This is a genomic window from Streptomyces microflavus (genome assembly GCF_014650075.1).
Taxonomy (GTDB): Bacteria; Actinomycetota; Actinomycetes; order Streptomycetales; family Streptomycetaceae; genus Streptomyces; species Streptomyces microflavus.
The window spans coordinates 116,231-135,380 of sequence record NZ_BMUG01000017.1; the positions used below are offsets into that span (position 1 = coordinate 116,231).

General features: G+C 71.0%; 20 protein-coding genes. 12 read left to right on the top strand and 8 right to left on the bottom strand.

The window, feature by feature from the left end; genetic code table 11:
• The first annotated feature begins 12 nt into the window (after window positions 1–12).
• On the top strand, window positions 13–1,056 hold the full coding sequence (locus tag IE264_RS35205) for a zinc-dependent alcohol dehydrogenase family protein (protein WP_032756721.1): 1,044 nt from the start codon (window positions 13–15) through the stop codon (window positions 1,054–1,056).
• A 100-nt stretch (window positions 1,057–1,156) separates the two neighbouring features.
• On the opposite strand, the gene IE264_RS35210 is transcribed toward IE264_RS35205, so the two are convergent.
• Window positions 1,157–2,695 (bottom strand): S8 family peptidase, encoded by a 1,539-nt coding sequence (locus IE264_RS35210; protein WP_032756722.1) that lies wholly within the window; start codon window positions 2,693–2,695, stop codon window positions 1,157–1,159.
• A gap of 344 nt (window positions 2,696–3,039) precedes the next feature.
• On the opposite strand from IE264_RS35210, the gene IE264_RS35215 reads away from it, so the two are divergent.
• The 3 genes from IE264_RS35215 (at window position 3,040) to moaA (ending at window position 6,218) form a co-directional block, all read left to right on the top strand.
• Window positions 3,040–3,405 carry a DUF485 domain-containing protein gene (locus IE264_RS35215; RefSeq protein ID WP_032756723.1) on the top strand — a complete coding sequence of 122 codons (366 nt, stop codon included), beginning with the start codon at window positions 3,040–3,042 and terminating at the stop codon, window positions 3,403–3,405.
• Complete coding sequence (locus tag IE264_RS35220; protein ID WP_032756725.1) at window positions 3,402–5,045, top strand: monocarboxylic acid transporter; 1,644 nt, start codon at window positions 3,402–3,404, stop codon at window positions 5,043–5,045. Before IE264_RS35215 ends, IE264_RS35220 begins: the two co-directional genes overlap by 4 nt.
• Before the next feature lie 183 nt (window positions 5,046–5,228).
• Window positions 5,229–6,218, top strand: a complete 990-nt coding sequence (gene moaA, locus IE264_RS35225; RefSeq protein WP_015607740.1) for a GTP 3',8-cyclase MoaA — start codon at window positions 5,229–5,231, stop codon at window positions 6,216–6,218.
• Window positions 6,219–6,227: 9 nt separating this feature from the next.
• Here the strand turns inward: moaA and IE264_RS35230 are convergent, their stop codons facing one another.
• Window positions 6,228–6,470, bottom strand: coding sequence for a hypothetical protein (locus IE264_RS35230; RefSeq protein ID WP_015607739.1), 243 nt, complete (start codon window positions 6,468–6,470; stop codon window positions 6,228–6,230).
• Between the two features lie 220 nt (window positions 6,471–6,690).
• Complete coding sequence (locus IE264_RS35235; protein WP_032756759.1) at window positions 6,691–7,068, bottom strand: DUF3099 domain-containing protein; 378 nt, start codon at window positions 7,066–7,068, stop codon at window positions 6,691–6,693.
• Window positions 7,069–7,287: 219 nt separating this feature from the next.
• Here IE264_RS35235 and IE264_RS35240 point away from each other — a divergent pair, with 219 nt between their 5' ends.
• Window positions 7,288–7,563, top strand: a complete 276-nt coding sequence (locus tag IE264_RS35240; RefSeq protein ID WP_015607737.1) for a GlsB/YeaQ/YmgE family stress response membrane protein — start codon at window positions 7,288–7,290, stop codon at window positions 7,561–7,563.
• 86 nt (window positions 7,564–7,649) lie between these two features.
• Here the strand turns inward: IE264_RS35240 and tyrS are convergent, their stop codons facing one another.
• Genes tyrS through IE264_RS35255 form a run of 3 tightly spaced genes read right to left on the bottom strand, consistent with a single transcriptional unit; the run spans window position 7,650 to window position 11,888 of the window.
• Window positions 7,650–8,921, bottom strand: a complete 1,272-nt coding sequence (gene tyrS, locus IE264_RS35245) for a tyrosine--tRNA ligase (RefSeq protein WP_032756727.1) — start codon at window positions 8,919–8,921, stop codon at window positions 7,650–7,652.
• Between the two features lie 52 nt (window positions 8,922–8,973).
• Window positions 8,974–10,368, bottom strand: coding sequence for a metallopeptidase TldD-related protein (locus IE264_RS35250; RefSeq protein ID WP_032756728.1), 1,395 nt, complete (start codon window positions 10,366–10,368; stop codon window positions 8,974–8,976).
• The gene (locus IE264_RS35255) at window positions 10,365–11,888 is read right to left on the bottom strand and encodes a TldD/PmbA family protein (protein ID WP_032756730.1); all 1,524 of its coding nucleotides are present in this window, start codon (window positions 11,886–11,888) and stop codon (window positions 10,365–10,367) included. The genes IE264_RS35250 and IE264_RS35255 overlap by 4 nt, the downstream gene beginning before the upstream one ends.
• 237 nt (window positions 11,889–12,125) lie before the next feature.
• Here IE264_RS35255 and fabG point away from each other — a divergent pair, with 237 nt between their 5' ends.
• The 3 genes from fabG (at window position 12,126) to IE264_RS35270 (ending at window position 14,177) form a co-directional block, all read left to right on the top strand.
• Window positions 12,126–12,845, top strand: a complete 720-nt coding sequence (gene fabG / locus IE264_RS35260) for a 3-oxoacyl-[acyl-carrier-protein] reductase (protein ID WP_031125501.1) — start codon at window positions 12,126–12,128, stop codon at window positions 12,843–12,845.
• A gap of 5 nt (window positions 12,846–12,850) precedes the next feature.
• Window positions 12,851–13,618: an enoyl-ACP reductase FabI gene (fabI, locus tag IE264_RS35265; protein WP_015607732.1), complete on the top strand. Its 768-nt coding sequence runs from the start codon at window positions 12,851–12,853 to the stop codon at window positions 13,616–13,618.
• A 187-nt stretch (window positions 13,619–13,805) separates the two neighbouring features.
• The gene (locus tag IE264_RS35270; protein WP_032756732.1) at window positions 13,806–14,177 is read left to right on the top strand and encodes a hypothetical protein; all 372 of its coding nucleotides are present in this window, start codon (window positions 13,806–13,808) and stop codon (window positions 14,175–14,177) included.
• Window positions 14,178–14,183: 6 nt separating this feature from the next.
• On the opposite strand, the gene IE264_RS35275 is transcribed toward IE264_RS35270, so the two are convergent.
• Window positions 14,184–14,858 (bottom strand): FadR/GntR family transcriptional regulator, encoded by a 675-nt coding sequence (locus tag IE264_RS35275; RefSeq protein WP_015607730.1) that lies wholly within the window; start codon window positions 14,856–14,858, stop codon window positions 14,184–14,186.
• A gap of 134 nt (window positions 14,859–14,992) precedes the next feature.
• Here IE264_RS35275 and IE264_RS35280 point away from each other — a divergent pair, with 134 nt between their 5' ends.
• The 4 genes from IE264_RS35280 to IE264_RS35290 all read left to right on the top strand — a co-directional run bounded on the left by IE264_RS35280 (window position 14,993) and on the right by IE264_RS35290 (window position 17,539).
• Window positions 14,993–16,363, top strand: coding sequence for a CynX/NimT family MFS transporter (locus IE264_RS35280; RefSeq protein ID WP_032756733.1), 1,371 nt, complete (start codon window positions 14,993–14,995; stop codon window positions 16,361–16,363).
• Between the two features lie 17 nt (window positions 16,364–16,380).
• Window positions 16,381–16,497 (top strand): SGM_5486 family transporter-associated protein, encoded by a 117-nt coding sequence (locus IE264_RS38520; protein ID WP_015607728.1) that lies wholly within the window; start codon window positions 16,381–16,383, stop codon window positions 16,495–16,497.
• 160 nt (window positions 16,498–16,657) lie between these two features.
• Window positions 16,658–16,918 (top strand): hypothetical protein, encoded by a 261-nt coding sequence (locus tag IE264_RS35285; protein ID WP_015607727.1) that lies wholly within the window; start codon window positions 16,658–16,660, stop codon window positions 16,916–16,918.
• A 102-nt stretch (window positions 16,919–17,020) separates the two neighbouring features.
• A complete protein-coding gene (locus tag IE264_RS35290) occupies window positions 17,021–17,539 on the top strand; it encodes a SixA phosphatase family protein (RefSeq protein WP_015607726.1) in 519 nt (172 codons plus the stop codon).
• 157 nt (window positions 17,540–17,696) lie between these two features.
• Here the strand turns inward: IE264_RS35290 and serB are convergent, their stop codons facing one another.
• Window positions 17,697–18,998, bottom strand: coding sequence for a phosphoserine phosphatase SerB (serB, locus tag IE264_RS35295; RefSeq protein WP_032756734.1), 1,302 nt, complete (start codon window positions 18,996–18,998; stop codon window positions 17,697–17,699).
• Between the last annotated feature and the right edge of the window lie 152 nt (window positions 18,999–19,150).

The following is a 19,150-nucleotide window of genomic DNA, read 5'->3' on the forward strand; positions in this document are numbered from 1 at the left end:
GGACCTCCCCGCATGCGCGCCACCGTGATCCACGCTCCCCACGACATCCGGGTCGAGGAGGTGCCGGATCCGGCGATCCGGCAGCCCACCGACGCGGTGGTGCGGGTCCTCAGGGCCTGCATCTGCGGCAGTGACCTGTGGGCGTACCGGGGAGAGTCCGCCCGGCAGCCCGGCCAGCGCATCGGCCACGAGTTCCTCGGCGTGGTCGAGGAGACCGGTGCCGGGGTCGGCGGTTTCGCCGTCGGCGACCTGGTCGTCGCCCCGTTCGTCTGGTCCGACGGCACCTGCGCCTACTGCGCCGATGGCCTCACCACCTCCTGCCCCGAGGGCGGCTTCTGGGGGTCGGTCGGCTCGGACGGCGGGCAGGGCGAGGCCGTCCGCGTCCCGTACGCCGACGGCACCCTGGTCAAGCTCCCCGCGGCCGCCGCATCCGACGGCCGTCTGCTCACCGCCCTGCTGGCCCTCTCCGACGTGCTGGGCACCGGCCACCACGCCGCCCTCGGCGCGGGCGTCACCAAGGGCTCCACCGTCGCGGTCGTCGGGGACGGCGCGGTCGGCCTGTGCGGGGTGCTCGCCGCCAGGCGGCTCGGCGCCGAGCGCATCATCGCGCTGGGCCGCCACACCGCGCGCACCGACATCGCCCGCCGCTTCGGCGCCACCGACGTGGTCGCCGAGCGCGGCGAGGCCGCCCTCGCCGCCGTACGGGAGCTGACCCGGGGCGAAGGCGCCCACAGCGTCATCGAGGCGGTCGGCACCGAGCAGTCGATGCGCACCGCGCTCGACATCGTCCGCGACGGCGGCGCCATCGGGTACGTCGGCGTCCCGCACGGCAGCGCCTCCGGCGTGGACCTCGGGGTGATGTTCGACCGGAACATCGCCCTGCGCGGCGGCGTCGCCCCCGTGCGTACGTACATCCCGGAGCTGCTCCCCGACGTGCTGGACGGCACGATCGACCCCTCACCCGTCTTCGACCTGTCGATCGGCCTGGACGAGGTGCCCGCCGGCTACCGGGCGATGGACGGGCGGACCGCGTTGAAGGTGCTCATCACGCCGTAGCGCGCGGGTTCTTCACGGCGAGGCCCCGGGCGCTCGCGTACGGCGAGGGCCCGGGGGCGTGTTCTCCCCCCGGGCCCTCGCCGTCCATGCGGTCGACCGCCTACCAGCGGACCGCGTCCAGCGCGTCGACCACTCCGGCCCCGTAGAAGCCGTTGTAGCTCTTGCCGCCCTCGCAGACCGCGTCGATGACTCCGTCACCGTTGTAGTCGTACGGTGCGCCGCACGCCTTCGCGTCCGCCTGGAGGCCCAGCAGGACCTTCACCGCGGCCGGAGAGGCGTAGGGGTGGCGGGACTTGATCAGGGCCACGACACCCGCGACGTGCGGGGACGCCATCGACGTACCGGCCTTGTAGCCGAACCCGCCGCCCGGCAGCGTGGAGAGGATCAGACCGTTGACGGCCGGCGGCTCGGGGGTCTGGTAGACCGTCGAGTCACCGCCGGGGGCGGCGACGTCGATGACGCCCTTGCCGTAGTTCGAGTACGAGGACTTGAGGCCCTTGGCGCCCGTCGCGGAGACCGTCACGACGCCCGGCAGCATGGTCGGGATGTCGGGGCAGACCGACGGGTCGATCGTCCGGGTGACCGGCTCGGTGTCGTTCGGGCTGGTCCGGTCCTCGATCGCGTCCACGGACAGATCGTGGCGGGCGTTGCCCGCCGCGGCGACGTTGACCGTGCCCTTGCGCTCGGCGTACTTGACCGCGCGGGTGAGGGACTCGACCAGGGCGCCCTGGTCCGGGTCGTTCTTGCAGGCGAACAGCCACGGGTCGGTGTAGTAGCTGTTGTTCGTCACGTCGACACCGTGCTCGGCCGCCCAGAGGAAGCCGCAGACGACGGCCTCGGTGTAGAAGAAGCCGTCCGGGGTGGAGACCTTGATGCCGGAGACCTTCACACCCGGCGCCACACCGGTCACGCCGGAGCCGTTCTTCGCCGCGGCGATGGTGCCCGCCACATGCGTGCCGTGGTCGCTCTCGCCCGCCGCCGGTCGCCAGGAGCCGGCGGTGGTGTCCGGAGCGCCCGTGACACAGTTGGCGGAGGCGGCCCGGTCGAAGTTGGGCGCCAGGTCCGGGTGGGTGTCGTCGACGCCCGTGTCGATGACGGCGACCGTCACCCGCTTCGAGCCGAGCGACTTCTGGTGCGCCTTGTCCGCCTTGATCGCGGGCAGCGCCCACTGCAGCGGCTCCAGCGGGTCCTCCCCGGCCGTGGCCTGCGCCGCCGCTGCCGCCGCCTGGGCCTCGGTCAGCGGCTGCGCTATGGCGCCGACGTCCTTGGTGGCCTGCGGCACGATCGGGTTGGTCCGGGTCGCACCGGCCGACTCCACGCCCCGTACGCGCCGGATCGTTTCCCCGAAGGCCGGGTTCTGCGAGTGGGCGACGACGACGCCGATCTGCTCATAGGCGATGACGACCGTGCCGCCGGCCTTGGTGATGGCCTTCTTCACCTGCTGGACGGCTGTGCGGCCGCCGCCGGTGTTGACGACGTAACTCAGCTTCGGCCCGTCGGTCCGCGGGGTCGCGGTGACCGGTGCGCCGGTGGGCGCCGCCGTGGCCGACGCCGCCGGAAGGAAGCCGAGCGAGGCGACGAGCGCGAGTCCGACGGGCAGCGCGAGCGCGCGGGTCCGTCTCGATGCCAGATGAGCCATGGGTTCTCCACATCATCCGTGCCGATCGACCGGACACCTGGCGTGTTCGGTCGCGTACATGACGAGTGAAGCTATCGCTGATCTTGCCGGCGCATCAACGATTTGGGGCAAGTGAGTTCGAAGAGTGCACCTGTGCGGCCGAATGCGTATGGGTGACTTCAGGCCACGGGGATGAGCTTCCGGTCACCCGGGATGAGGCCGAGAAGGCGAAAGATCCGGTGAACCGCTTCGTCGCGCCCTCCGTGCCGTTGTCCAGGAGGCACACCACCGTCCCCCGGTATCGAGGCCTCCTTATGTCACCCACCGTCCCCCAGATCACCGCACCCGCGTCGCGAGGAGATTCCGTGGCTACCGATGCACCGCCGCCCGAGGGCCATTCCGACACCGGCCCGGCCCAGCCCACCACCGAAGCGTTCAACGCGGTGGCGGCGAGTGCCGAGTTCGCCGACCTGCGCCGCTCGTTCCGCTCCTTCGCCTTCCCGCTCACCATCGCCTTCGTCACCTGGTACCTGCTCTACGTGCTGCTCTGCAACTACGCGGGCGGCTTCATGAGCACCAAGGTCGCCGGCAACATCAACGTGGCGCTCGTCCTCGGCCTCGCCCAGTTCGCCACCACCTTCCTCATCGCCTGGCTCTACTCCCGGCACGCCGCCACCAAGCTCGACCCGAAGGCCGAAGCGATCAAGTCCCGTATGGAGGCCGACGTATGAGCGCCGCCCACACCCTCTACCCGGCTGTCCAGCTCGCCGCCACCGAAGGCGCGAGCGAACACCGGCCGCTGATCATCACCCTGTTCGCCGTCTTCGTCGTCGCGACCCTCGTCATCACCGTGTGGGCGGGCCGCCAGACCAAGAGCGCCTCCGACTTCTACGCGGGCGGCCGCCAGTTCACCGGATTCCAGAACGGCCTCGCGGTCTCAGGCGACTACATGTCCGCGGCGTCCTTCCTCGGCATCGCGGGCGCCATCGCCCTCTTCGGATACGACGGCTTCCTCTACTCCATCGGCTTCCTCGTCGCCTGGCTCGTCGCCCTGCTCCTGGTCGCCGAACCGCTGCGCAACTCCGGCCGCTACACCATGGGCGACGTCCTCGCCTACCGGATGCGCCAGCGCCCCGTGCGTACCGCCGCCGGTACGTCCACGATCGTCGTCTCGATCTTCTACCTGCTGGCCCAGATGGCCGGTGCCGGTGTCCTCGTCTCGCTGCTGCTCGGCATCACCAGCGACTTCGGGAAGATCGTCATCGTCGCCCTGGTCGGCGTGCTCATGATCCTCTACGTCACCATCGGCGGCATGAAGGGCACCACCTGGGTGCAGATGGTCAAGGCCGTCCTCCTCATCGCGGGCACCCTGCTCATCACCTTCCTGATCCTGCTGAAGTTCAACTTCAACATCTCCGACCTGCTCGGCACCGCCGCAAGCAACAGCGGCAAGGGCTCGGCGTTCCTGGAGCCCGGCCTGAAGTACGGCGCCACCGGCGTCTCGAAGCTGGACTTCATCTCCCTCGGCATCGCCCTGGTCCTCGGCACCGCGGGTCTGCCGCACATCCTGATCCGCTTCTACACCGTGCCCACCGCCAAGGCCGCCCGTAAGTCCGTGAACTGGGCGATCGGCATCATCGGCGCCTTCTACCTGATGACGATCGTGCTCGGCTTCGGTGCCGCCGCGATCCTCAAGCCCGGCGACATCATCGCCTCCAACAAGGCGGGCAACACGGCGGCACCACTCGCCGCCCTGGAGATCGGCGGCGGCTCCGGATCCACCGGCGGCGCCATCCTCCTCGCGGTGATCTCCGCCGTCGCCTTCGCCACCATCCTCGCCGTCGTCGCCGGACTCACCCTCGCCTCCTCCTCGTCCTTCGCGCACGACATCTACGCCAACGTCATCCGCAAGGGGAAGGCCACCGAGAAGGAGGAGGTCCGCGCCGCACGCTGGGCCACCGTCGCCATCGGCATCGTCTCCATCGCGCTGGGCGCCCTCGCCCGCGACCTCAACGTGGCCGGCCTGGTGGCCCTCGCCTTCGCGGTCGCCGCATCCGCCAACCTGCCGACGATCCTCTACAGCCTCTTCTGGAAGCGGTTCACCACCCAGGGGGCCCTCTGGTCCATCTACGGCGGACTCGCCTCCTCCGTCCTGCTGGTGCTCTTCTCGCCGGTCGTCTCCTCCAAGCCGACCTCGATGTTCCCCAGCGTCGACTTCGCCTGGTTCCCGCTGGAGAACCCCGGCCTGATCTCGATCCCGCTCGGCTTCCTGCTCGGCTGGGCCGGCTCGCTGCTCTCCAAGGAGAAGCCCGACACGGACAAGTACGCCGAGCTGGAGGTCAAGTCCCTCACCGGCACCGGAGCGCACTGAGAGAAGGAATTCACCGAGCCGTTCGGTGCATCACCCACCCCGTGGTCCGGGCCGCGTCGTAGAGTCCTACGACGCGGCCCGGCCGCACCTCGTGGCAAACGGGCCCCTGCGATGTCACCGGTCTCACGTAGGCTCGGAGAAGAGCGTCCGCAACGACGACACCACCGGGGGAGGAGAGCCACCATGCTCATCGACACCTTTGACAGGGTCGCCACCGACCTGCGCGTGTCACTGACCGACAAGTGCAATCTCCGCTGCACCTACTGCATGCCGGAAGAGGGGCTGCAGTGGCTCGGCAAGAGCGAACTGCTCTCCGACGACGAGATCGTGCGCCTGATCCGCATCGCGGTCACCGGCCTCGGCATCACCGAGGTCCGCTTCACCGGCGGGGAGCCCCTGCTCCGCCCCGGCCTCGTCTCCATCGTCGAGCAGTGCGCCGCGCTCACCCCGCGACCCCGCATGTCGCTCACGACCAACGGCATCGGGCTCAAGCGGACCGCCGCCGCCCTCAAGGCCGCGGGACTCGACCGGGTCAACGTCTCGCTGGACACCCTGCGCCCCGACGTCTTCAAGACCCTCACCCGCCGGGACCGCCACAAGGACGTGCTGGAAGGCCTGGAGGCCGCCCGTGAGGCCGGCCTCACCCCGGTGAAGGTCAACTCCGTCCTGATGCCGGGACTCAACGACGACGAGGCCCCCGAGCTCCTGGCCTGGGCCGTGGCCAACGACTACGAGCTCCGCTTCATCGAGCAGATGCCCCTGGACGCCCAGCACGGCTGGAAGCGCGACGGCATGATCACCGCCGGTGACATCCTCGCCTCGCTGCGCACCCGCTTCACCCTCACCGCCGAGGACGACGGAGCCCGCGGCTCCGCCCCCGCCGAGCGCTGGACCGTCGACGGCGGCCCGCACCGCGTCGGAGTGATCGCCTCGGTCACCCGCCCGTTCTGCCGCGCCTGCGATCGCACGCGGCTCACCGCCGACGGCCAGATCCGCACCTGCCTCTTCGCCCAGGAGGAGACGGATCTGCGCTCCGCCCTGCGCTCGGACGCACCGGACGCGGAGATCGCCCAGCTCTGGAAGGTCGCCATGTGGGGCAAGAAGGCGGGCTCCGGACTGGACGACCCGTCGTTCCTGCAACCCGACCGCCCGATGTCCGCGATCGGCGGCTGACAGACCGCCTCAAGGGCTCCCGGACTCCCAGTCGGCGAGCGCCACTACGTCCTTGAGGAACCCGCGTACGCCCAGGAACTGCGACAGGTGCTCCCGGTGCTCCTCGCAGGCCAGCCACGTCTTGCGGCGGTCAGGGGTGTGCAGCTTGGGGTTGTTCCAGGCGAGCACCCAGACCGCGTCGGCCCGGCAGCCCTTGGCGGAACAGATCGGGGCACCGGCGGCACTCTCGGCGGAGGTCTCGGGGAAGATCACGGGACCAGCCTAAGTCAGGTGCTCCACACACCGAACGACGCATCCCCTGCCGGAGAAACGGCGACGCCGAGCAGCCACGGGGGGAGCTGCCCGGCGTCGGTCCATCGCTCCGACGGGGGATGCGGAGCGCCTCTGAAGTATGTCACGGGCACCGGGGTGCGGTGCACCGGAACGTCATGATTGATCTGAGCTTTTCTTGAGCTTCGCGGGACACGCGGGCTCAGCTGTGCTCCTGTGACGGCGGCACCCGGCCGGCCCGCCCGTCAGGGCCTCCCGACTCGGCGGAACCGGCGGCCGGAGCAGCCTCCACGGCGGGTCGCACCGGCGCCGTGAGATAGGTCGACGGCAGCGAAGGAGCGCTCTCCCGGCCCGCGTTGGCGATGACCACCGCCACGTACGGCAGCAGCACCCCCAGAGCGAGCGCCACGATCGCCACATGCCGCTCCACGTTCCACAGCACCGCGGCCAGCACCACCGAGACCGTACGCACCGACATCGAAATCACGTACCGCCGCTGCCTGCCCCGCACATCGTCGGCCAGCCCCTGGCGGGCCTCCGTGATCCGGAAGACCTCCACCTCGTCGCTCTTCCGCAGCATGTGTTCCACCACCAGATCTCTGTGCCGGACACTCCCGGACCGGGCCACGTCCACGGTACGCCGGGCACCCGCCGGACCGGGTACCGGGGCGCTCCCCGGTGGCGTCCGGAACACCCCCGCCCGGACGCCCCCACTCGTACGGCCCCGCCCGGAGTGCGGTCCGCCGACCGCCGCCCGAGACTGGGCGGACGCGCACTCCGCGCCGCACGAGGAGGCGAAATGAGCTGGTTGTGGGCAATCATCGTGGGCCTGGTGCTCGGTGTGATCGCACGGGCGATCCTGCCGGGCAAGCAGGACATCCCACTCTGGCTGACGGCCGTCTTCGGCATTCTCGGCTCCATCCTCGGTAATGCCGTGGCCGGCTGGATCGGCGTCGAGGACACCAAGGGCATCGACTGGATCCGCCATCTGCTCCAGTTGGCCGGTGCCGTGGCGGTGGTCGCCGTCGGCGACATGGCCTGGCAGTCCATCCGGGGCAACAAGCGCAGAACCTGACCCGGGGCCGGACACCACAGCGCCGCGGCCGGACACGCGAGGAAAAGCGTGTCCGGCCGCGGCGCTGTTCAGCGGTACGCCGTGTTTCAGCCGGCCGGGACGACCTCCACCGCCGCCAGGTTCTTCTTGCCCCGGCGCAGCACCAGCCAGCGCCCGTGCAGCAGTTCCCCGGTGGCCGGCGCGACCTCGCCGTCGGCGACCTTCACGTTGTTCACGTACGCGCCGCCCTCCTTCACCGTGCGACGGGCACCCGACTTGCTCGGTGCGAGACCGACCTCCACCAGGAGGTCCACCAGCGGACCCAGCTCGGCGACCCGGGCGTGCGGCACCTCGGAGAGGGCCGCGCTCAGCGTCGCCTCGTCCAGCTCCGCCAGGTCGCCCTGGCCGAACAGCGCCTTCGACGCCGCGATGACCGCCGCGCACTGCGCACCGCCGTGCACCAGCGTGGTCAGCTCCTCGGCCAGCGCGCGCTGCGCGGAACGGGCCTGCGGCCGCTCCTCCGTCAGCTTCTCCAGCTCTTCGAGCTCCTCGCGGCTCTTGAAGCTGAGGATGCGCAGGTAGCGCGAGATGTCCCGGTCGTCCACATTCAGCCAGAACTGGTAGAACGCGTACGGCGTGGTCATCTCCGGGTCGAGCCAGACGGCACCGCTCTCGGACTTGCCGAACTTGGTCCCGTCCGCCTTCACCATCAGCGGCGTCGCCAGCGCGTGCACCGTGGCACCCGGCTCAAGGCGGTGGATCAGGTCGATACCCGCAGTGAGGTTGCCCCACTGGTCGCTGCCGCCCTGCTGGAGGACGCAGCCGTAGCGGCGGTACAGCTCCAGGAAGTCCATCCCCTGGAGGAGCTGGTAGCTGAACTCCGTGTAACTGATGCCCTCCTGCGACTCCAGCCGGCGCGCGACCGAGTCCTTGGTGAGCATCTTGTTGACCCGGAAGTGCTTGCCGATGTCCCGCAGGAACTCGATCGCGGACATCCCCGCGGTCCAGTCCAGGTTGTTGACCATCGTCGCCGCGTTCGGGCCCTCGAAGGTGAGGAAGGGCTCGATCTGCTCCCGCAGCCGCTGCACCCAGGTGGCGACGGTCTCCGGGTCGTTCAGCGTGCGCTCGGCGGTCGGCCGCGGGTCACCGATCTGACCGGTGGCCCCGCCGACCAGGGCGAGCGGACGGTGCCCCGCCTGCTGGAGCCGGCGCACGGTGAGGACCTGCACGAGGTGCCCCACGTGCAGGCTCGCCGCGGTCGGGTCGAAGCCGCAATAGAAGGTGACGGGACCGTCCGCGAGAGCCTTGCGCAATGCGTCCTCGTCAGTGGACTGGGCGAACAGCCCGCGCCACTTCAGCTCGTCGACGATGTCCGTCACGGTTCCGGTGCTCCTTATAGCTGGTAGAGATGTACGTGTCAGTCTAGGCGGGTCACACGCCCTGACTCACCGAGCTCATGTTGAAGTCCGGGATGCGCAGCGCGGGCATCGCGGCCCGGGTGAACCAGTCGCCCCACTCGCGCGGCAGCGTCTTCTCCGTACGCCCCGCCTCCGAGGCCCGCGACAGCAGGTCCACCGGCGACTCGTTGAAGCGGAAGTTGTTCACCTCGCCGACCACCTCACCGTCCTCCACCAGATAGACCCCGTCCCGGGTCAGCCCGGTCAGCAGCAGCGTCGCCGGGTCCACCTCCCGGATGTACCAGAGGCAGGTCAGCAGGAGCGCCCGCCCGGTCGTCGCGGCCACCATCTCCTCCAGCGACCGTTCACCGCCCCCGTCCAGCACCAGGTTGTCGATGGCAGGGGAGACCGGCAGCCCGGTGAGGGCGGCGGTGTGCCGGGTCGTCGTCAGCCGCTCCAGCCTCCCCTCCCGCACCCAGTCCGTCGGCGCGAGCGGCAGCCCGTTGTCGAAGACGGAACCGCTGTCGCCGGAGGAGTGGGCGATCACGAACGGGGACGACTCCAGCCCCGGCGCGTGCGGGTCGCTGCGCAGGGTCAGCGGGAGCGGGGCCAGCGTCTCGCCGAGCCGCGTACCGCCGCCCGGCTTGGAGAAGACCGTCCGGCCCTCCACGGCGTCCCGCGCGGTGGACGACCAGAGCTGGTAGATCAGCAGGTCCGCGACGGCGGTCGGCGGCAGCAGCGTCTCGTACCGGCCGGCGGTCAGCTCGATCCGCCGCTCCGCCCACCGCAGCCGCTGTGCGAGCTCCGCGTCCAGGGCCGCCGGGTCGACGTCCTTGAAGTCCCGGGTCGACCGGCCCGCCCACGCGGAGCGGGTCCGGTCGGGGGACTTGGCGTTCAGCTCCAGCGTCCCGGTCGGCTGGTCGTGGCGCAGCCGCAGCCCCGTCGACGTACCGAGGTAGGTGGAGTTCAGCTCGTGGTTCGCGAACCCGTACAGCTCGCGGCCGCCGGCGCGGGCCCGGGCGAAGGCGTCACCGAGGGCCGGGGCGAAGTCGGCGAAGGCCTCGGAGCCCGTCTCGGCCGGCGCGTCCGTGAAGTCGGGCGACGAGGGGACCCCGCTCACCAGCGGCTGCGCGTCCTCCGCCGGACCCGCGCCCCGGGCGGCGGCCTCGGCGGCCCGCACCAGCGGCTCCAGGTCGTCGGCGGTCACGGCGGACCGGGACACCACACCGGACGCGGTGCCCTTCGCCCCGTCCACGGTCGCGATGACGGTGAGGGTCCGCCCCCGGGTCACCCCGTTGGTGGTGAGCGCGTTGCCCGCCCAGCGCAGATTGGCGGAGGAGTGCTCGTCGGCGATGACCACCAGACCGTCCGTGGTGGACAGCTCCAGGGCCCGCTCGACGATCTCGTACGGCTTGCTGACGCGGCTCATCGTCCGGCCTCCTGCGTCGTGTTGAGGATGTTCACGCCTCGAAAGAGGGCGGAGGGGCAGCCGTGCGAGACCGCCGCGACCTGGCCCGGCTGGGCCTTGCCGCAGTTGAACGCGCCGCCGAGCACATACGTCTGCGGGCCGCCGACCTTCTCCATCGAGCCCCAGAAGTCCGTGGTCGTCGCCTGGTACGCCACATCACGGAGCTGCCCGGCGAGCTTCCCGTTCTCGATCCGGAAGAACCGCTGCCCGGTGAACTGGAAGTTGTAGCGCTGCATGTCGATCGACCAGGACCGGTCGCCGACGACATAGATCCCGCGCTCGACGCCGCCGATCAGATCCTCCGTCGACAGCCCTCCCGGGTCCGGCTTGAGCGACACGTTCGCCATGCGCTGTACGGGGACATGGCCCGGCGAGTCCGCGAACGCGCACCCGTTGGACCGGCCCAGACCCGTGAGCTTCGCGATCCGGCGGTCCAGCTGGTAGCCGACCAGGGTGCCGTCCTTGACCAGGTCCCAGGACTGCGCCTCGACACCCTCGTCGTCGTACCCGACGGTCGCGAGGCCGTGCTCGGCGGTGCGGTCGCCCGTCACGTTCATGACCGGGGAGCCGTACGCCAGCTTGCCCAGCTGGTCGAAGGTGGCGAAGGACGTGCCCGCGTACGCCGCCTCGTAACCGAGCGCCCGGTCCAGCTCCGTGGCGTGGCCGATCGACTCGTGGATGGTCAGCCAGAGGTTCGACGGGTCGACGACCAGGTCGTACGTCCCCGCCTCGACGCTCGGCGCACGCATCTTCTCCGCCAGCAGCCCCGGGATCTGCTCCAGCTCGGCGTCCCAGTCCCAGCCGGTCCCGGTCAGGTACTCCCAGCCGCGCCCGGCCGGCGGCGCGATGGTCCGCATCGAGTCGAACTCACCCGTCGTGGAGTCCACCGCCACGGCCGTGAACTCCGGTTGGATGCGCACCCGCTGCTGCGTGGTGACGGTCCCCGCCGTGTCCGCGTAGAACTTGTTCTCATGGACGGTCATCAGGGACGCGTCCACATGCGCCACCCCCTCCGCGCCCAGCAGCCGCCCGCTCCACTCCGCGAGCAGCGCCGCCTTCTCCTCGTCCGGTACGGAGAACGGGTCGACGTCGTACGCCGAGACCCAGGTCCGCTCGCCGTGCACCGGCTCGTCCGCCAGCTCGACGCGCTCGTCGGACCCGGCGGCGGCGATCACCTTCGCCGACAGCTTGGCCATCGCGACGGCCTGCGAGGCCACCTTCGCGGCCGCGTCCATCGTCAGGTCGACGCCCGAGGCGAACCCCCAGGCCCCGCCGTGCACCACCCGCACCGCGTACCCGAGGTCCGTACTGTCCGAGGCCCCGGCGGGCCGCGCGTCCCGCAGCCGCCAGGAGGCGCTGCGCACCCGCTCCAGCCGGAAGTCGGCGTGCGTGGCGCCAAGGGCGCGCGCCCGCGCGAGCGCCGCGTCGGCCAGCGCGCGCGACGGCAGGGCCAGGAACGACTGATCTACCTGGTGGGCCACAGGGAATTCCCTTCTCTATACACGACGGCAGTGAACCATGCGGAAGGCGGGGAAAGCCGGGGATATCGCGGACACGTGTGCCGGGCACGCAACCACACGGACTGTAGGAACCCCACAGCACCCCGCACGAGCCACTGTCAGGGCCCGATTCCTCGATCGGCGCACGGTACCGATAGGTTTTCGACGTACCAGACCGCCATGGACTACGCACCACACCGCCAAGGAAAGGGTGATCCGTTGAGCCGCTCGGTTCTCGTCACCGGAGGAAACCGGGGCATCGGCCTCGCCATCGCCCGCGCCTTTGCCGACAACGGCGACCAGGTAGCGATCACCTACCGCTCCGGCGAGCCGCCCCAGGCACTCACCGAGGCCGGTGTCCTCGCGGTCCGCTGCGACATCACCGACGCCGAGCAGGTGGAGCAGGCCTACAAGGAGATCGAGGAGAAGCACGGTCCCGTGGAGGTGCTGGTCGCCAACGCCGGTATCACCAAGGACCAGTTGCTGATGCGGATGTCCGAGGAGGACTTCACCTCCGTCGTCGACACCAACCTCACCGGCACCTTCCGGGTCGTCAAGCGCGCCAACCGCGGCATGCTGCGCGCCAAGAAGGGCCGCGTCGTCCTGATCTCCTCCGTCGTCGGCCTCCTCGGCTCCGCGGGCCAGGCGAACTACGCCGCCTCCAAGGCCGGACTGGTCGGGTTCGCCCGGTCGCTGGCCCGTGAGCTCGGCTCGCGGAACATCACCTTCAACGTCGTCGCCCCCGGTTTTGTCGACACCGACATGACCCAGGTGCTCACCGAGGAGCAGCGCAAGGGCATCGTGTCCCAGGTGCCGCTGGGCCGCTACGCGCAGCCCGAGGAGATCGCCGCCGCGGTGCGCTTCCTCGCCTCCGACGACGCGTCGTACATCACTGGAGCCGTCATCCCCGTTGACGGCGGATTGGGCATGGGTCACTGATCACCATGAGCGGAATTCTCGACGGCAAGCGCATCCTCATCACCGGGGTGCTGATGGAGTCGTCCATCGCGTTCCACACCGCGAAGGTGGCCCAGGAGCAGGGCGCCGAGGTCATCCTCACGGCCTTCCCCCGCCCCACCCTGACCGAGCGCATCGCCAAGAAGCTGCCGAAGCCCGCCAAGGTCATCGAGCTCGACGTGACCAACGACGAGCACCTGGACCGGCTGGCCGGCCTGGTGCGCGACGAGCTCGGTTCGCTCGACGGCGTCGTCCACTCCATCGGCTTCGCGCCGCAGGACGCGCTCGGCGGCAACTTCCTCAACACCCCGTTCGAGTCCGTCGCCACCGCGATGCACGTCTCGGCGTTCTCCCTGAAGTCGCTGGCCATGGCGTGCAAGCCGCTGATGAGCGAGGGCGGCTCGATCGTCGGCCTCACCTTCGACGCCCAGTACGCCTGGCCGCAGTACGACTGGATGGGCCCGGCCAAGGCCGCCCTGGAGGCCACCTCCCGCTACCTCGCCCGTGACCTGGGCAAGGACGGCCTGCGCTGCAACCTGATCTCGGCCGGTCCGATCGGCTCCATGGCCGCCAAGTCCATCCCGGGCTTCTCGGAGCTGGCCGACGTCTGGAACCACCGCTCCCCGCTCGCCTGGGACATGTCCGACCCGGAGCCGGCCGGCCGCGGTGTCGTGGCGCTGCTCTCCGACTTCTTCCCGAAGACGACGGGCGAGATCATCCACGTCGACGGCGGCGTGCACATGATGGGCGCCTGACCGCGCACCACCCCTGCTGAACGGCCCCCGGCCGCGTACCCCTCCTGTGTTCTCGGAGGCGGTACGCGGCCGGGGGCCGTTTCACGGTCGGTGGCCGCCCGCCGGCCCTCCGGTCGAAAAGTCGGCCCTTCCACCGCAGAATGTGAAGGAACCGGACTTCTTGTCAGGCTGCGGGAGGGAGATCGCTGTGCGCCCCACGCGTCGCCGCACCCGTCTCCTGCTGGCCGCCTCGGTGGCCGTCGCCGCACTCGCCGTACCCCTGGGGGTCCATGTGGCCAGGGGAGCAGACTCCGGTACGGGGGCGGCGCCCCCGAAGCCCGAACCCGCCGGCTCCGAGTGCCGTACGACGGTCGAGGCCTCCCGGGTCGTCGCGTACTGCCACAACCCCTACCCCTCCACCGACCTGGTCCAGCTCCACACCGAGTGCGCCCGCTGGTGGGACGTCGACGCGGACGGCGCGGCGGTGGCGGTGGCACCGGGGCGGACCGTACGGCTGGAGGACCGCTGCTGGAAGGAGATCGCGACCGCCTGGGTCAGCCACCGTCCCGCGCCGCTCTGAGGAGCGCTACACCCGGTCCGCCAGGCAGTTCAGCGCGTGGCCCGACGCCTCGGCCGCCGCAGTCTCCGCGTCCCCGGCCCGGATCGCCTCCACCAGCCGCGCGTGGTCCATATGGTTCTCCGGCCGCAGCTCGGGGCCCACGTCACCGCGCAGGTAGTCGCGCAGGAGGTCCCCGAGGTCCGCGTAGAGCTCGGTGAGGACGTCGTTGTGCGAGGCGGCGACCACCGCCAGGTGCAGCGTCGCGTCGGCCGCGACGAACGCCTCCGCGTCACCCGAGGCCCACGCCTCCTCCCGCCGCGCCATCAGGGTGTCGAGCTGCCGCAGATCGCGCTCGGTGCGCCGTACGGCGGCGAGCCGCGCGGCCGACGACTCCAGCGTCGCCCGCAGCTCCGCGATGTGGCGCGGGTCGGCGGCGGCGAAGCGGCGGTGCATCACCCCGGCCAGCTCGCTCGTGGCGATCACATAGGTGCCCGAGCCCTGCCGGATGTCCAGCAGCCCGTTGTGCGCCAGGGCCCGCACCGCCTCGCGCACGGTGTTACGGGCCACGCCGAGCTGCTCGACCAGCTCCGGCTCGGTCGGAATCCGCGAGCCGACCGGCCACTCGCCCGAGGTGATCTGGTTCCGCAGTTGCGCGATCACCTGGTCGGCGAGTGCCGAACGCCGTGGAGACGTCAGCGCCATGGTGCTCCTTGCTCGTGGGCTGTGAGGTCCGGGGCGGATTCTCTCAGGGGAACCGGGGTTCCGGGGGATTCAGGGGTTCCAGGGGTCTCAGGAGGATTGGACAATCAATCATCCCATGATTCTATGATGGCCCCATGCCGGACGACGAGACCCAGACCCAGACCCTGAACCGCGGCGGCGCCGCGCGCACCCCCGTCGGCCCTCCGCCCCCGCAGCTCAGCGGCGCGGCCGAGGCCCCCGCCCCCTGGCTGCTGCGTCTGATCGCCGTCGGGCTCGTCCTGGCCGCCCTCAACCTCCGCCCCGCCATCACCAGCCTCGGCGCCCTCCTCGAAGAGGTCCGCGAGGGGCTGCACATGAGCGGCAGCGTGGCGGGGGTCCTCACCTCCGTGCCGCCGCTCTGCTTCGCGGTCTTCGGGGTCATGGCGCCCCGCCTGGCCCGCCGCTTCGGCGCTGGGGCCGTCGTCTGCGCGGGCATGGTCGCCATCGCGGCCGGCCTGGTGATCCGCCCGTACATCGGCTCCACCGCCGGGTTCCTGGCCGCCAGCGCGCTGGCCCTGATGGGCATCGCCGTCAGCAACATCCTGATGCCGGTGATCGTCAAGCGCTGGTTCCCCGACCGCGTCGGCACCATGACCGGGCTCTACTCCATGGCCCTGGCCCTCGGCACCGCCCTCGCCGCGGCCGTCACCGTCCCCCTGACCGGTGCGATGGGCGGGGACTGGCAGTCCGGGCTCGCCGTCTGGGCCGGGCTCGCCGCCCTCGCGGTGCTGCCCTGGATCGTCCTCGTACGGGACCGCACCCCGGCGCCCGGACAGGCCGCGCCTGCCCGGTCCGGGGCCGCTTCGGGCCCTTCCGCTTCCGTCTCCGGCCGGGCAGCCGGCGCTTCCGGCCAGGCCTCCGCTTCCGGCCCCGCCGAGGCCCCCGCGTTCCGGATCACCCGCAGCCGGACCGCCTGGGGGCTCGCCTGCTTCTTCGGGCTCCAGGCGACCGCCGCGTACATCACCATGGGCTGGATGCCGCAGATCTTCCGCGACGCCGGGGTCTCCGCCGGTACGGCGGGCGTCCTGCTCGCGGTCACCATGGCGATGGGCGTACCGCTCGCCTTCGTCATCCCCCGGGTCGCCGCCCGGCTCAAGCAGCAGGGCCCCATCGTCGTCGTCCTTGGCCTGTGCGGCCTGATCGGCTACGGCGGCCTCTACCTGGCCCCGGCCGCCGGTGCGTGGGCCTGGGCGCTGCTGCTCGGGGTGGCCAACTGCGCCTTCCCGCTCGCCCTCACCATGATCGGCATGCGGACGCGGACCGGGGCGGGCGTGGTCCGGCTCTCCGCCTTCGCCCAGTCCACCGGCTATCTGCTCTCGATCCCTGGCCCGCTGCTCGTCGGCGTGCTCTACCAGCACAGCGGCGGCTGGGGGCTGCCGATCGCTCTGATGGCTGGCCTGATGATCCCGCAGATGGTCGCCGGGGTGCTGGCGGGGCGGGACCGGACCATCGAGGACGAGTGCTGAGATGCGAGACTGGCCCCATGCCAGTGCTCGATCCTCACCCCAAGAACGGTCAGAAGAAGCTCCTCCTCGTCTTCGGGGCGATGCTTCTCGTCACGGTGGTCATCGGTGTGATCGCCACGATCGCCTCCCCCTGACGCCCGCCGCCCCCTGCTGATCCTCGTGGGGGGTGGGGCTGGCCCCCCTGTCCCCTAGGGGGCCAGGGTCAGGGTGAAGTGGGTGGATCACCGGATGGGACCGGCGCCGCCCGTTCCGTAGGTTCTTCGGTAACGAACCGAATACCCCACGGAGGCGGACATGACGGTCCCTGCGCACCCCAGGTCCCGCCGACCGGCACCCTCTCCCCGACCGGCACCCTCCTCCCGGCCGGCCCTCCCGCGTCACCCGGCCGCCGCCCGTGTCGAGATACGGCTGCCCTGGTGGGCCGTGGCGCTCCCGGCCGTCGCGTTCGCCGCTCTGCTGCTCATGATCATGAGCCCCGGGCAGGCGCAGGCCGCCACCGCCGACCCGGCGCTCGGACAGCTGATCGAGCGCACGCTCCACCTGCTCTCCCGCTGAGGCACGGAGCGACGAACACACCCCGGACCAGCACGTCAACCTTCCGGATGAGCCCGTCAACACCCTGCGCCAGAGGCCGCGTTTCATGCGAAGCTGAGGTGTATGAGCGTCGAGACACCTCGCAGGATCGTCCTTCTCAGGCATGCCAAGGCGGAATGGTCGCAGTCCTCCGATCATGAGCGGCCCCTGGCCGAGCGCGGCCGTAAGGACGCGCCCGTGGCCGGCCGCAGGCTCGCCGACTCCGGCATCGACTTCGATCTGGCCCTGTGCTCCAGTGCCGTCAGGACCCGGGAGACCTGGAAGCTGGCGGTCCACGAGTTCGCCCACCGCCCCAGGACCGTCTATGAGGAGAGGCTGTACGAGGCCTCCCTCGGCGAACTGATCGCCCTGTTCAACGAGACCCCGGACGAGGTCCGCGACCTCCTGGTCATCGGCCACAACCCGGGGATGCACGGAGCCGCCGACGCCCTCTCCGGCTCGGCCGAGGGCGACACCCTGGCCCGGATGACCCGGGACGGCTTCCCGACGGCGTCCTACGCCGTGGTGGAGTTCCCCGGCTCCTGGAAGAGCGTGGAGCACGGGGCCGGCCGGCTCGTCGAGTACTGGACGCCGAACGGCTGAGTGCGCCTCGCCCCTGCCCGGGTGCGGCCGACCACATGAACGCGCAGGGCCCCGGCACATCACCCGTGCCGGGGCCCTCTTCCGTGCGCTGGCGAGACCGTCAGTCGCCTCCGTACGCTGGCGAGACCGTCAGTCGCTCCGTGCGCTGCCGAGAACGTCAGTCGACGAGACCGTCCGCCGCCTCGACCTCTTCACGGGTGATGCCGAGCAGATAGAGCACGGTGTCCAGGAACGGCACGTTCACCGCGGTGTGCGCCGCCTCGCGGACCACGGGCTTGGCGTTGAAGGCGACCCCGAGCCCCGCAGTGTTCAGCATGTCGAGGTCGTTCGCCCCGTCCCCGATGGCGACCGTCTGCGCCAGCGGCACCCCCGCCTGCTCGGCGAAGCTCCGTAGCAGCCGGGCCTTGCCCGCCCGGTCCACCACATCGCCGACGACCCGGCCGGTGAACTTGCCGTCCACCACCTCCAGGGTGTTGGCGGAGGCGAAGTCGAGGCCGAGACGTTCCTTCAGATCGTCCGTGACCTGGGTGAAACCGCCCGAGACGACGCCCACCTGGTACCCCAGGCGCTTCAGCGTACGGATCAGCGTGCGGGCGCCCGGCGTGAGCCGCACCTCGGCGCGCACCTTGTCCACCACCGAGGCGTCAAGCCCCGCCAGCAGGGCGACCCGGGCGTGCAGCGACTGCTCGAAGTCCAGCTCGCCGCGCATCGCCCGCTCGGTGACCTCGGCCACCTCGTCCTCACAGCCCGCGTGGGCCGCGAAGAGCTCGATCACCTCGTCCTGGATGAGCGTGGAGTCCACGTCCATGACTACCAGGCGCTGGGCCCGCCTGCTCAGCCCGGCCGAGACCACCGCGACGTCCACGCCGATCTCCGCGGCCTCGGTCGCCAGCGCGGTGCGCAGCTCCTCGGTCCCGGTCCCCGACACCGCGAACTCGACGGCGGTGACCGGGTACTTCGCCAGCCGGAAGATACGGTCGATGTTCCCGCCGGTCGAGGTGATCGTGGCCGCTATGGCGGCGGTCGACTCCGCGGTGAGCGGGTGCCCCAGCACGGTCACATGGGAACGGCCGTCACCGCGGGGCCGGTTGTCACCGGTGCCCGAGATGATCTCGGCCTGCAGCTTCAGGGAGTCGGCCCAGCTGTGCACGGTGGCCCGCAGATCGCCCGCCGTCGTCCCGCCCGCGGTGGGCGAGGTGACCAGGGCGCACAGCACGATGCGGCCCCGGGTGACGACCTGCTCGATGTCCACGACATCGACGGAGTACGCGGCGAGGGTGTCGAACAGCCCGGCGGTGATACCGGGGCGGTCCTTGCCGAAGATCTTGACGAGAAGGGTGGGTGTGTTGTCCACGAGAGAAGGGGAGTCGTCGCTGTCCCGGGCGGGCTCGCCGCCGGTCCGAGGGGAATCGGGGAGCTCGGGGGAGGAGGGAGGCTGAGGTGGCTGAGATGCGCTCATGGTGTTCCCACCGTATCGGTCCCGGGCCCGGGACCGGCGGCCCGTCCCGAGTGCCGGACGGAGGACGCAGGGCTTCCGCCGGCTGTCCCCTTTGTTCCGGGATCGCACCGCTTCTCCGCTTCGGGCCCCGTCTTCACCGGCCCGACTTTCGG